The sequence below is a fragment of the Paenibacillus sp. RC73 genome, assembly GCF_044908085.1.
GTDB lineage: Bacteria > Bacillota > Bacilli > Paenibacillales > Paenibacillaceae > Paenibacillus > Paenibacillus terrae_A.
The window spans coordinates 224,906-237,569 of sequence record NZ_JBIYCV010000007.1; the positions used below are offsets into that span (position 1 = coordinate 224,906).

A 12,664-nucleotide genomic window follows, 5' to 3' on the forward strand; every position below is an offset into this window, starting at 1 on the left:
GCAAGCAAGATGTGAGCTAGATTTTACGAAAAAAAGATAGCGAAAATTGTAGAAAAAAACACACATTAATTTACATATTGTGCGATATATTTACAAAATCACCTATTGACTTGTCTCTTCCATGGAGGAGTATAATTGAATAAAGTTCCAGTGTAGGAATTTTTCGAGGAGCTTTGCAGATGGCATTGTCGGGCGGAACGAATAGGATCATTCACAAGGAGGAGTTTGCTATGCAAAGCCAAGTGATTGAAATGATCAGCGCGGTCAAGGAAGATCCTGAGCTGGTCGGTAAGCTGGATGGACATTCGGACATTATTCATGATGCAGGACTGGATTCGTTACAGTTGGTTCATTTCATGCTGCAAGTGGAGGATGCGTTTGACGTGGAAATTGATTTTGATTCCTTTGAGCTGGAGCATTTGAGCTCGGTAGATGCGTTTTGCAGCTACATTCAGGGGATCAGCGATGCGGAAAAAGCGCCGCACCCGGAGGGAATGGAGACAGTCTGACGTACAGCTTGGTACATGTGCCTGAAAATCCATTAAACGAGGTGTTAGCATGCAGCCCAAAAGCAATGTGCTGATTGATGAGAAAGCGTTCAAGCTCATTAAGCGCAACCTGAAAAACGCTTCTGTATCTTACCGTAACGCAACACAAGACCCTGCCTTCAAAACGGACATGCCCCAGACGATCGGCATTAAGCTGACCAACCGCTGCAACCTGAGATGTACGCACTGCTTTGAATGGAACGAGGAAGGCTATCATCATCAAATGGACAAAGAAGAGCAAAACATGGATCTTGCCCCGGATATGCTTCGGCAAATTTTGAGCGAGACGAAGGAGGCCAAGTCCCGGCTGTATATGTGGGGCGGAGAGCCGATGTTTCATCGGCGTTTTGACGAAATTTTGGACGTGCTGGCCGAAGATCGGCGCGAAATGACCTTTTGTACCAATGGACTGCTCATTGATAAATATTTGGACCGGATTTTGGATTTATCTGAAAATCTGGAGCTGTTAATAGCGATTGAAGGCTTTGAAAGAGAACATGATCTGATTCGCGGTAAAGGCACCTTTCAAAAAACGATGCGGCAGATGGATAAGCTGATTGAACTGCGTGACCAGGGATTGTACAAGGGACGGGTGACCGTCCATGCCGTCATTAACGATAACATGATCGGACGGATGTACGAGTTTCTGCAAATGCTGGAGGACAAGAGGCTGGATCTGGTGCTGCTGACGTTCCCCTGGTACATTTCCAAAGAGACTTCCCTCAAAATGGATGACTATTTTACACAAAACTTTTCTTGGCTCCGACAACTGGAGGAAAAAAATATTAGTAGCTGGCATGCTTTCAAATATAAAATCAACCCGGATAACATCGATCCTTTGATGCAGGAGCTACAGCGGATTAATGAGCGGACGTGGAACATTCGTGTGCGCTATCAGCCCGGTCTGGACTATGAGGAAATCGACAAATTTATACATGGCGAGGAAATGGTCAGTCGCTGCTCCAATCATTGCCTGGCGCTCACCTCCAGAACGGATATTTTGCCGGACGGAAAGGTGATGCCTTGCAAATTTTTTAGCGAATTCACGATTGGAAGCTTGCGAGAGCACAGTCTGAAGGAAATCTGGAATTCGGATGCGTATGAGAAAACACGCCAAACGATTAATCACGAAGGATTAACGCCGGTGTGCTCCAAATGCAGCGTATTGTATCTGCACGGAGCTGGCTCCCTGAAATATATTTAGTTTCGATCGCAGTTGTTTCTTACTGGATGGAAGAGAGGGATGACAGGACGTGACGACTAAAACCATTAACCTTGTGGAAGCGCTTGCCCATGAACGCGATCATGGAGTCCTGATTTGGCTGTTTAATATTGGCGCAGAGCAGGTATGGCATCCGTCCCCCCGTAAGGGGGGGATGGTAGATCGTGATGAACAGCAGGTGGTAAATCGGATGGAGGAAATGAATCTTCTGTTGTGCCGAAGTCAGGATGTGATCGTGCTGCGAGAACAGCCGGATCAGGCTTTTCTGGACATGCTTCAGCGGTTGGGCTTTAGCCTGCCGCGTATTGAGGTGCCGGAGCCGACTGATCCGTTAACGCCGATTTCGGAGCTGGTGCTGGCGGACGAGGCACTTTTGGCACGGCTGCGAGTGGTTGCGGAAGCAGGCCACAGTAGTAGCCGTGCCAAAGCGTGGCTCGTTCCGTATGCGGTTACCCCGCAGGAGGAAGCGATTGCGGAGCGCTGTGGACTGGAACTGATCGGCGCTCCGTCCTCCGTCAGCGCTCGGGTGAATGATAAAATATTCAGCCGCCTGACTGCGCAAAAGCTCGGTTTTGCCGTCAGTGAGGGAGCCGTATGCGCGGACGAAGCGGCGATCCGCAGGGAGTGCGGCAGACTGGACGACTTGTCGGACGGGCCTGTGAAGCTGATCATCAAGCAGCCGCATGGCGCATCGGGACAAGGTATGTATATGCTGGACGAGCTGTCCAAGCTGGATACGCTGCTAAGTGTGATGAAACGCTTTGGCGGCTCGTCCCCTTCTTCGGGAGGCTGGCTGGTGGAGCGCTGGCATAACAAGCAGATGGATCTGAACTACCAGCTCTGTATTGACGAGGGCGGTGGGGTGACAATGTTTTCGCTGAAAAGGCAAAATGTGGACGGCACGGTGTACACCGGGTCCCGCGTTCCGGCTGAGCTTGGCGCTGCGCTGGAAGAAGAAGTGAGACGCTGCGCTTACCAGTTGGGAACGTATCTGTATTCCATCGGTTATACAGGCATGGCTTCCATTGACGGCTTTGTCGATGAAGGAGGCTTGCTGGTTCCGGTGATCGAGATTAACGGCAGGTTTACCCTGTCTACCTATATTTCGTTCCTGTCTTCGGTCTTGGGAGAGCAGCATAAAACGCTGTCCCGCTACTACCGCAACGTTACCGCCACACCGCTGACCTACAGCCGCTTGTGCGGCTTGCTCGCAGAGGAAGGCTTGCTCTACACGCCCGAACGCCCCGAAGGGGTGTTTGTTTATACAGCAGGTACGTTGTCCGGTACTCCGGTGAAGCGGGGGTATGTGAATCGGATTTTCACGCTTATTATGGCAGATAGCTGGCAGGAAGCCGAAGCCTATGCGCACAGGCTGGAAGATGTCATTGCGGGATTGGCAAGCTCATAATCGGGAGGAATTTAGGATGAAAACAGATGTGTACCATGTAGTACCTTTGCTGGAAAAGGTATTGAAGCTGGCTCCAGGTGAACTGGAACAATTGACGCCGGAGCAAGATTTGCGAACCTTGGGGCTGAATTCCCTATCCGCTGTTGAATTGATTGTAGAGCTGGAAAATGAGCTGGATATTACGATGGAGGACGACGATCTGGTGCTGGAGCATCTTTCCACACTTCGAGGTATTGAACGTCTGCTGGGCAAATATGCATAAGGGGGCGGCAGAGATCAAGCCTATGCAGGTATCCGGCATGGAGGATGTTCATGACTCCGTTGTCGATTACGCTGCTGAAGAAATTATAGATGCTCCTCCAGGCAAGCACTGTGTATATTCATCCCTGCGCACCTCGCTGCGGCGGTATGGCGTGAACATGGCGGAATCCGAGCTGTTCATGCTGTGCGGCAGTATGTGCGCGGAATATAGCGGAGATTTGAAGCGCTTCGGTCCCGAGAAATATCCGGAGCAGCTTCAGGAAATGGCAGCCAGCGGCGGTCCGGTGATTCGGGTGGAGCCGTGGATTGTTGGTGTAAGCGATGAAACCGACCTGCTGCGGGCGCTGACATCAGGCTACGGTACGATGCTGCACACATCGAGTACCGCTTTAACCTACCACGACGTGTATGTGAAAAATTACCCAAGGGGCCATGTCATTGAGCTGTCTGGACTGGACTTGCAGGAGCGAACAGCACAGGTAAATGACAGCTTCCTGCTGGATTCTTCGGGCCATGCCATGACTTACGTCGGTTCGGCCCGGCTCGACGACCTGATGCAGGGCATTATTGAATATGCCTGGGTGGTGGAACAGCCCGCGCCGCTTTCGCCAGGCGAATTGCATGCAGCGTGTGCATACCATATTCGTCAATATGTGACTGGACATGAAGCGGTCTGGAGAGGTGTACCTTCGTCCAATGACCTGGGAAATAACCCCGGAAATGTCGCAGTTGGCAAACAGGTCAAGCGGGGAGATGAGGGATACCGGGCCTTTGTCGAGGACTTCCGCCTGCTGACAGACATGGAGGATGCGGACTTCCGTACGTACTGCCATGAAATCTATTACAATCTGCGTTTGGGCAGTGCCCTTCATCTGACCGATTACACAGCGGATTATTGCATGCTGCATGAAGCCACATTGGGACCGCGAGCGCAGCATGTGATGGAACTGGCGCAGTCATTGAATGCGGAATGGCATAAGCTCAATCTGCATATTTACAAAACAGGTCTTCAACTGCGCAAGCATCGGATGCCTGACATTAGCGACCGCGCCCTCGGCCTGATTGACAAACAGCGGCATATGCTGGAGGAATTGATGATTTTAGCCGAGCAAGCAGCCGAGTAGTTCAGGCATAACGTATCAGGCAAATCGTATCAGGAATGCTCAACAAGGTGTCACGGACAGATGAAAGAGGAGGAGAATTGAATGCCGTCCATTACATTGAATCAATTGTCGAAAACGTTTACGTACTATAAAAAGGAGCCGGGCGTGCGCAAATCATTACAAAACCTGTTCAGGCGGGAAAAGCTGACCAAGGAGGCCGTACGGGATGTCAGCTTCACCATTGAGGAAGGTGAAATCGTCGGGTTTCTCGGCCCGAACGGGGCGGGCAAAACAACGACGCTCAAAATGCTGTCCGGCATTCTTCATCCCAGTGAGGGGGAGGCATCTGTACTTGGTTTTACCCCGTGGAAGCGGCAAAAGGAGTTTAAACGGCAGTTTTCCATCGTGATGGGACAGAAAAACCAGCTCTGGTGGGATTTGCCCGCAAGCGAGTCGTTCGAGCTGAACAAGCTTATTTACGAAATAGATGAAAGTCGTTACAAAGAGGCGCTGGACGAGCTGGTTACCTTGCTTGGGGTGGAGGAACAGCTTCATGTTCAGGTTCGGCGATTATCTCTTGGCGAGCGTATGAAAATGGAGCTGATTGCCGCGCTCCTGCATCGTCCACGGGTCATTTTGCTGGACGAGCCGACCATTGGACTGGATCTGGTTTCTCAGCGGCGCATTCGCGAGTTTTTCAAAGCCTATAACCGCACACACCGGACGACCATCCTGCTGACAAGCCATTACATGAAGGATATTGAGGACTTGTGCAGCAGATCCATCATTATCAGCGGGGGAAGACTGGTGTATGACGGGGATTTGAACAAGGTGAATGAGGTGATCGGCGCCCGCAAGTTGCTCAAGGTTCGACTGGAGACCCCTGTGCCTAACCTGACGTTGGCGGGACTTGGCAAGCTGCGCTCCAACTCGGAGCTGGAGGCGGTATTTGAGCTGGATGCAGAAGATACTCTGACCTGGTCCAAAAAGATTTTGGATGCGCTGCCTGTCGTTGATTTTACGATTGAGGACGTCCCGTTGGAAGAGGGGATAGCCAATTTGTACGATGGAGGCAGGCTAGCTGATGCGAAATAACAAATATATGAAGGTGCTCCAGCTTGGCATGCAAAACGAAATGGAATACCGGGCCAATTACTGGCTCCAGATGGCGGGGTTCATGCTGCCGATCATGACGCAAATTTTTCTCTGGCTTGCGGTATTCGGTTCTTCGGGACAAGCAAGGGTGCTGGGCTACTCTTTGCCGGAAATGCTGGTGTATGTAGTCATGGCAGGGGTAACCGGTAAGCTGATCGCTACGGGTTTTGAATACGAAATTGCTACAGACATCAAAGAAGGCGGACTGGCCAAATTCATGGTGCAGCCTGTACACTATTTTGCTTACCGTTTTTGTCGGTTTATTGGAGGCAAGGCGGTACAGTCCGCAGTAGTGCTGCTGGCGGCTGCGATTTTGCTGCTGTGCCTTAGCCTGGAAGGTCAAATCAGCTTCAGGCTGTCGTATATCCTGCTTTACATATTGGCGTTGCCGGGGGCGCTGGTGCTCAATTTTGTGGTCTATTATGCGCTGAGCGGCATAGCCTTTTGGGTGACGGAATCGGGGGGACTATTTTACACGTTGTCGCTCGTCATTTATGTAGCTAGTGGCACTGTGTTTCCGCTGACGATTTTTGGAGACGTTTTGGCCCGCATGTTCAGTTTGCTCCCGTTTAGCTACACCGTATTTTTTCCGGTGAACGCATTAACGGGCAAGCTGACCATGCTGGAAGCCGCTGAAGGCATTGGCGTGCAATGGCTCTGGATTGTAGTGCTGGCGGCCGTATCGCGCCGGGTGTGGCAAGCCGGGGTCAAACGCTTTGTCTCGGTAGGAGGTTAACATGAAAAATGTTTTCCGAAATGCTGGACGTTATATCCGACTGTACTGGAAGTTCGTCCAGTTTTCCGTCATGTCGCAGATGGAATACCGCATTAATTTCATTACTGCTTTTCTGGTCGAAACCGCTTATTTGCTCATCAAGCTGCTGTACGCCTCGGTTCCATACCGGGCCGGAACGGATATTAACGGCTGGTCTCCTGACGCGGTGCTGTTATATATCGGCGTATTTACGATGATGAGCGGTTTTTACAGCGGCTTGTTCTACAGCAATTTTACAAGTCTGCCTGACAAAATCCGTACCGGTTCATTGGATGTGCTCATGACCAAGCCGGTGTCCCTGCAATTTATGGTGACGCTGCGGCAATTTGAGCTGGGCTACACCATTCCAAACGTAGTCGGCGGCGGAATCATGACGGGCATTGGCTGGTATAAACTCGGTCTGCCGTTTAACTTTGAAACGGTCGGGGGCTTTTCTGTGTTGCTCGGTTGCGGGGTGTTGACGGCCTATTCCGTGTTTTTGCTGCCCCAACTGCTAGCCTTCTGGATCATCCGCACGAACGGGGTGACAGAACTATCCAACAGCATTTTCGATACGAACCATGTGCCGATGGCGGTGTATAGTAATCTGATCCAGCGTATCGGCTTGTTCGTGCTTCCGGTGTTTGTGATTTGTAATTTTCCACCGATGTTTATTCTGGGCAAAATGGAACCCGGCTTGATCATATGGGCATTCCTCGCCCCGATCTGGCTACTGGCGGTGATCCGCTTTATATGGCAGTTTGCCTTGCGCGATTATACAAGTGCAAGCCAGTAGCGCTACCGTAATAGCAGGCTAATAACGAAGCAGGAAAGGAAGCGAATCATATGAATGCGACACCGAACCAGCGTCATTTGTATATGGGAACGTTCGAAGCGGAGGTTTACTGGCGGGATGCCCAGTTAGCTTCCTTGCCCGCCATTCCTGACCGGGCTTCTTCTGCGATTGTGGCGGCAATGGATGAGCTGCTGTTCAGCTTTTGCCAGCCGGGAGACGCGTTGTTGACCCGCTATGCTATTTCGCCTGTGCATCGTCAGTATATCGCGCAGTTGGGCTTTCGCCCGGCTGTAAATGAACGGGATTTGACTGACGGAACGGAGCAGGCGGGGAATGTGTCGGCGGCTTCCGTTTTTGAACTGCTGGGCAGTCGCAAGGCCGATACCAGTACGGGGTTTCCGCAACTGGAGGGATGTGTGCTTAGCCCGTTTGCGGGTTTGCCTCATGTGGAGGAGGCCGCACGCGCTTGGGGTATTACGCTGCATCAGCCGCCGCTGGAAACGATCCGCAAGGTGAATGCCAAAACCTATTCTTCTGATTTAAAACGCAGTCTTGGACTGCGCCATCCCGGCTATATTGTGACTTCGTTTGCGGATGTAGCTGAGGCGGGACGCAAGCTGCTGCGGGATGGAAGCTTTTTAATCAAGGATGATTTTGGCGTATCCGGCAAAGGAAACCTGCACATTACCTCAACACAGATGCTGGACCGAATTGTATCGTATTTACGTGGGCAGGAACGAAAAGGCAAACGGGTACTGTTCCTCCTGGAGCCTTTCTTGGAGAAGGAGCAGGATTTTTCATGCCAATTTACGATTGGTGATAACGGAAGTGTCGATATCCTGTCTGTGCAGTGGCTGGCTAACACCCAATTCGCCTATCGGGAATCGTTGTCGCCGGATGAGGCTTTTATGGAGCGGCTGGAGCGTGAGGGCTATTTTCGCTTAATGCAGGATGTAGGGAAGCAGCTGTATCAGGACGGTTATTACGGCGACGTCTGCATTGACTCGATGACACTTCGCGGCGGGAAGCTGGAGCCTATTATCGAAATTAACGCCCGTAAATCCATGAGTCTGATCAAGCACCAATTGGACACCTTTTTGGCTGGGAAAAATATGCGTGGCACGTTGACGAATTATTCGTTGTCCCATGATGGCAGTTTGTCCTATGAAGAATTGCTGGAAGGGCTGGAATGTGAAGGACTGCTGTTCACAGGCGAAAGTGAAGAAGGCGTCATGCCGCTGGGCGCCAATACGCTGTATGTGAACACGGGCGGACGAGATGGCGAAAACAGGAATGCAGGTGATAAAAGCACGCCAAGCAGAAATACAACAGAGCGCGGGGGCAGGTCATCTGCCAAGCAGGTTCGTGTTAGCGGGATTAGCAGTGGTGACGGTCTTTCCGTGTCTGGTGGGCCTGAAGGCGTAGCGAATATCCAAGGTAAAGAAAGGGCAACTGGAAGTGAGCGGGCACGTGGAAAAGGTCGTCTTTATTTGGAACTGGTTGCCGCGGGTGATAAGGAAAAAATGCGTCTGACTACGAAGCTGGAGCATTTTTTGGCGGAGCATCATTTTACAGTGCTGAATTAAACGGGAGGCGTATGAGCATGAGTATGCACAAGAGTATGAAGGTAACGATTTTGTGTTCCGGTTTCGGATTGGGCTTTTATACTCCCGGCTTGCTGATGCAAGCGGGTCTTCGCAGGTTGGGTGTGGAGACGGCGATTCACGTATTTGAAAATGTACTGCCTGAGTCGGCCCGTCTCAAGGTGGACAAAAGCCGCAAAGCTTACCATGATAATTTCGCTGTAGCCTTAATGTCACAGAAGGTTCCGCAGGATATGCGCAATTCGCTTGATCTCGCTGCCATGGAAGTGCTGCTGACCCGATGGATGGAGGAAGATCGGCGGCATTTTATATGCTTGTCCGGCCATTGGATGTATGTGCTGGAGGAGTATCGCAAGCGCAGGGAGCCGGGATCGGTACATGTGGACATTGTATATATGGACTCGACGCCTTCTCCTTCATGGAAAAATCTGGCCAAGCATAACCCGAACTTTGCCGATGGGTGTGGAGAAATGACATTTTTTGAAAATGACCCAAATAGAGTCAGCCACTATATTGATGTCCCGGCTGTAGAGCATGTTCCCTTTGAGGCCCGGAAATCCCGCTTGTTTGTGCACGGCGGCGGTTGGGGTATGGGCACGTACCGTGAAAAGGTCGGACGGCTGGAAGAGGCGGGTTGGGAGCTGGATTTGCTGCTGTATGATCAGGACCAGCCGGATGAGCAGCGGGACGGTATACGTTATTTCCGGATGGACCCGCAGTGGAGAACATGGAAGCGGAATGAAGCCGGGGAGCATACTTTTCCGCCTTTCGGTGAGGTGAAGGCTGGCGAGGAGACGTTGTATGAGACCGGGCCGGATTACCATAGCATGCTGGACCAGGCATGTCATGTCCAGGCCATTGTCAGCAAGCCCGGCGGGGGTAGTCTGACAGATTCGTTCGCCACAGCCACTCCACTCATTATGCTGGAGCCGTTCGGTGTGCATGAAATGCATAATGCGGATCTGTGGGAACGGCTGGGACTGGGGATACGGTACGATACGTGGATGCAAATCTATGGTGGCAGCGCTGAGATTCTGGAGGACATGCACCGGAGGATCGTGGAGCTACGTAGTCAGACACCACGCTATGTGGAGTCATATGTGAGGAACGTCCAGGTGCAAGTAAACTCAGCGGGATTGGAGAAGGGGTCATGAACACCGCCGCAGCGGCGCAAGAGCCTGCGGTACGTGATATCCGTTTTGGCCTCATTGGCTGTTCAGCCATTGCCCCTCGTGCGCTGCTGGAGCCGATCCGTTACGTTGCGGGGGCCCGTGTAACCGCGCTTGCGAACCGGACCGTTGCCAAGGCAGGAGATTTGGCGGACCGTTTTGGCGTTAGTGTCGTTTATCGGCATGCCGAGGATATGCTGATCGACCCGGAGATTGACGCCGTGTATATTGCGCTGAGTAACGATCTGCATGCGGAGTGGATCGGTAAAGCATTACAGGCTCACAAACATGTGCTTGTGGAGAAGCCGTTATGTCTGAATACGGCGGAGCTGGCTCCCCTGGAAGCGGCAGTCGGGCAGAGCAGCGCTCACCTGCTGGAAGGAGTCATGGTGCAGCATCATCCTTGGCAGCGCGAGCTGCGCAATATCGTGGATTCCGGTCGCTATGGTTGTTTGCGCTCCATAGCGACCAGCCTGTGCATTCCCGCAAAGGACGGGCATGCGGAGAATTACAGATCCCGACCCGAGCAGGGCGGGGGATGCTTTTGGGATTTGGGCGTGTATTGGCTCCAGTTTCTTCAGGCAGTCGTTGGACTGGAGCAGGCGGAGTTCCGCAGTCAATCGGATTTCGACGGTCCTAACGGCTGTGACTGGACATTTCGTGCACAGGCCCGCTATCCGGGGGGATTGGAGGCATCCGCCCTCTTTTCATTCGAGCGGCCATACCGCTGCGCTCATGTATTAACCTTTGATTCGGCGGTAGTTACTTTGCAGGACTGCTTTCGGGCGAATCTGGGCTTTTATAAAATAACGCTCAAGACGAAAATAACGAAGGATACAATGATAGACTCCAAAATCAAAACCGTTTTCGAGCCCATGAACTATTACGTCAATCAGTTGGACACGTTCTGCGATATCATCCGGGGAGTCGCGGAGCCTATTCCGTTCCACGAGGCCGCCGAGCGCGTCAGATTGCTGGCAGCTATTCATGAGGCCGCCCGTTCAGGCCAGACGATCTATGCGGAATAGGAAGAAGAAGGGGGGAGATTCAGCAGATGGATAAAAAGGACGAAGCCTTGCTGGAACGCTTCGGCGAACATCCGACGCCATTTTATTATTACGATGGCGACGCGCTACATGCTCATGTCAGCTCGCTGCTATCCCGGCTGCACCCGGCTGTGCGTGTGCATTACGCACTCAAGGCCAATGGCAACGTAGCCTTGGCGGGATTGCTTCGCACGTTAGGCTGTGGCGTCGAAATCGCTTCGGCCGGGGAAATGTTTGTCGCGATGGAGGCCGGGTATGCCCCAGAAGATGTGTTGTACGCCGGGCCGGGAAAAACGGTAGCCGAACTGAGTGAGGCGGTAGCCTGTGGAATCGGCTGCATTCATGTCGAGTCGGTGCGGGAGCTGCGCTTGCTGGAGGATATTGCTGCCCGAGCAGGCTTGTTTGTCCGCGCTGCGGTTCGTGTGAATCCCGATAACGATTTGTCGGGATCGACGATCAAAATGGGTGGCGTTCCTCGTCCCTTTGGTGTGGACGAGGGGCAGTTGGATCACTTTTTTACGGTGCTGGAAGATTGCCCACATGTATATTTCCAGGGCATTCAGGTGTATACAGGCACGCAAATGCTGAAAGCGGATCAGATTTTAGCTTCATTCTCGAATACCCTTCAATTGGCAGAACGCATACAGGATCAGTATAGTGTGGCGATGCATACGGTAAATTTGGGCGGCGGATTTGGCGTTCCTTATTTTACTCATGAGCAGCCGTTGGATATGGGGCAAGTGATTGATGGACTGAACGCAATGGCCGAGCAGACTCGATCCCGTCTGCCAGGTGTTATGCTGATCATCGAAAGCGGCAGATATCTGGTTGCTCAGGCAGGAATGTATGTCTGTCGGGCGTTGTATACGAAGGAATCCAAGGGAGAGAAGTTCGTTGTAGCTGATGGCGGTATGAACCATTATGCCTCGGCTGCCTTTCGAGGACGTCGGATTAGGGACAACTATCCGGTGCGAATTATGCGCGGGCAAGGAGAGGGACAGGAAGTGGCGATTCAGATAGGGCAGGGGAAGGACATTCCTGTTCAAGAGGCTGCTGCTGTCGAGCTAAAATTAGGGAAGGCCGCAGACCGGATAGGGGAGCTTCAGCCAGAAGCAACCGTGGATCTGGAAACCGTGAGCATTGTCGGACCGCTTTGTACACCCGAGGATTGTCTTGTGAAAAAAGCGCAGCTTCCTCCGATTCAGGAGGGTGATTATATTGTCATTCCGAATGCAGGAGCTTATGGACTAAGCTATAGTCCGGTGCATTTTCTGGGACATGCTACGCCGGCGGAGCTGCTGGATTTTCGCGGTGAGGTACACGTGATTCGTGAGCACGGTGACCGTACAGACTTGCTCCATCACCAGCGTATGATTCCGTTGCTGGAGGATATTTTCTGATCATAAAAGTCAGCACTCCTTCTCGTGACTAAAAAAACGCCAAAACCGTCGGAGCCGATAGAGATCGGACCTGCGTTTTGACGTTTTTTTTCGTTATTTTTGCATTCAGGATTTTGCAAAATTCGATTCCAGTCGCTCGAAAGTGCAATATATAGACGAACTAGACCCTTTCGATCTATATATTGTTCATTGGAAGTC

At 51.9% G+C, this 12,664-nt stretch carries 12 protein-coding genes; all 12 read left to right on the forward strand.

All coding sequences use genetic code 11. From position 1 onward, the window contains the following. The first annotated feature begins 230 nt into the window (after positions 1-230). The 12 genes from ABH897_RS18355 to ABH897_RS18410 all read left to right on the forward strand — a co-directional run bounded on the left by ABH897_RS18355 (position 231) and on the right by ABH897_RS18410 (position 12,466). Positions 231-509: a phosphopantetheine-binding protein gene (locus ABH897_RS18355; RefSeq protein WP_014277736.1), complete on the forward strand. Its 279-nt coding sequence runs from the start codon at positions 231-233 to the stop codon at positions 507-509. A 49-nt stretch (positions 510-558) separates the two neighbouring features. Then, the gene (locus ABH897_RS18360) at positions 559-1,752 is read left to right on the forward strand and encodes a radical SAM/SPASM domain-containing protein (RefSeq protein WP_283653090.1); all 1,194 of its coding nucleotides are present in this window, start codon (positions 559-561) and stop codon (positions 1,750-1,752) included. 49 nt (positions 1,753-1,801) lie between these two features. After that, complete coding sequence (locus ABH897_RS18365; RefSeq protein WP_283657287.1) at positions 1,802-3,178, forward strand: preATP grasp domain-containing protein; 1,377 nt, start codon at positions 1,802-1,804, stop codon at positions 3,176-3,178. Between the two features lie 16 nt (positions 3,179-3,194). Then, entirely contained in the window at positions 3,195-3,440 is a 246-nt protein-coding gene (locus ABH897_RS18370; protein ID WP_283653087.1) for an acyl carrier protein, read from the forward strand. Further along, positions 3,433-4,563: a hypothetical protein gene (locus tag ABH897_RS18375; RefSeq protein ID WP_283653086.1), complete on the forward strand. Its 1,131-nt coding sequence runs from the start codon at positions 3,433-3,435 to the stop codon at positions 4,561-4,563. The genes ABH897_RS18370 and ABH897_RS18375 overlap by 8 nt, the downstream gene beginning before the upstream one ends. A gap of 81 nt (positions 4,564-4,644) precedes the next feature. Beyond that, on the forward strand, positions 4,645-5,637 hold the full coding sequence (locus ABH897_RS18380) for an ABC transporter ATP-binding protein (RefSeq protein WP_283653085.1): 993 nt from the start codon (positions 4,645-4,647) through the stop codon (positions 5,635-5,637). Beyond that, a complete protein-coding gene (locus ABH897_RS18385; protein ID WP_404519602.1) occupies positions 5,627-6,433 on the forward strand; it encodes an ABC transporter permease in 807 nt (268 codons plus the stop codon). Before ABH897_RS18380 ends, ABH897_RS18385 begins: the two co-directional genes overlap by 11 nt. A gap of 1 nt (position 6,434) precedes the next feature. Further along, the gene (locus tag ABH897_RS18390) at positions 6,435-7,247 is read left to right on the forward strand and encodes an ABC transporter permease (protein WP_283657284.1); all 813 of its coding nucleotides are present in this window, start codon (positions 6,435-6,437) and stop codon (positions 7,245-7,247) included. A gap of 50 nt (positions 7,248-7,297) precedes the next feature. After that, complete coding sequence (locus ABH897_RS18395) at positions 7,298-8,833, forward strand: hypothetical protein (protein WP_283653080.1); 1,536 nt, start codon at positions 7,298-7,300, stop codon at positions 8,831-8,833. 11 nt (positions 8,834-8,844) lie between these two features. Then, positions 8,845-10,005 carry a UDP-glucuronosyltransferase gene (locus ABH897_RS18400; protein WP_404519603.1) on the forward strand — a complete coding sequence of 387 codons (1,161 nt, stop codon included), beginning with the start codon at positions 8,845-8,847 and terminating at the stop codon, positions 10,003-10,005. Further along, entirely contained in the window at positions 10,002-11,048 is a 1,047-nt protein-coding gene (locus tag ABH897_RS18405) for a Gfo/Idh/MocA family protein (protein ID WP_283653078.1), read from the forward strand. The genes ABH897_RS18400 and ABH897_RS18405 overlap by 4 nt, the downstream gene beginning before the upstream one ends. Positions 11,049-11,074: 26 nt before the next feature. Next, positions 11,075-12,466 (forward strand): type III PLP-dependent enzyme domain-containing protein, encoded by a 1,392-nt coding sequence (locus ABH897_RS18410; RefSeq protein WP_283653077.1) that lies wholly within the window; start codon positions 11,075-11,077, stop codon positions 12,464-12,466. Positions 12,467-12,664 lie beyond the last annotated feature (198 nt).

Coding starts and splice junctions, on each gene's coding strand:
- ABH897_RS18400 (WP_404519603.1), top strand. CDS start 8,845: ATGAGCATGAGTATGCACAAGAGTATGAAGGTAACGATTTTGTGTTCC.
- ABH897_RS18360 (WP_283653090.1), top strand. CDS start 559: ATGCAGCCCAAAAGCAATGTGCTGATTGATGAGAAAGCGTTCAAGCTC.
- ABH897_RS18380 (WP_283653085.1), top strand. CDS start 4,645: ATGCCGTCCATTACATTGAATCAATTGTCGAAAACGTTTACGTACTAT.
- ABH897_RS18355 (WP_014277736.1), top strand. CDS start 231: ATGCAAAGCCAAGTGATTGAAATGATCAGCGCGGTCAAGGAAGATCCT.
- ABH897_RS18405 (WP_283653078.1), top strand. CDS start 10,002: ATGAACACCGCCGCAGCGGCGCAAGAGCCTGCGGTACGTGATATCCGT.
- ABH897_RS18385 (WP_404519602.1), top strand. CDS start 5,627: ATGCGAAATAACAAATATATGAAGGTGCTCCAGCTTGGCATGCAAAAC.
- ABH897_RS18370 (WP_283653087.1), top strand. CDS start 3,195: ATGAAAACAGATGTGTACCATGTAGTACCTTTGCTGGAAAAGGTATTG.
- ABH897_RS18390 (WP_283657284.1), top strand. CDS start 6,435: ATGAAAAATGTTTTCCGAAATGCTGGACGTTATATCCGACTGTACTGG.
- ABH897_RS18395 (WP_283653080.1), top strand. CDS start 7,298: ATGAATGCGACACCGAACCAGCGTCATTTGTATATGGGAACGTTCGAA.
- ABH897_RS18375 (WP_283653086.1), top strand. CDS start 3,433: ATGCATAAGGGGGCGGCAGAGATCAAGCCTATGCAGGTATCCGGCATG.
- ABH897_RS18410 (WP_283653077.1), top strand. CDS start 11,075: ATGGATAAAAAGGACGAAGCCTTGCTGGAACGCTTCGGCGAACATCCG.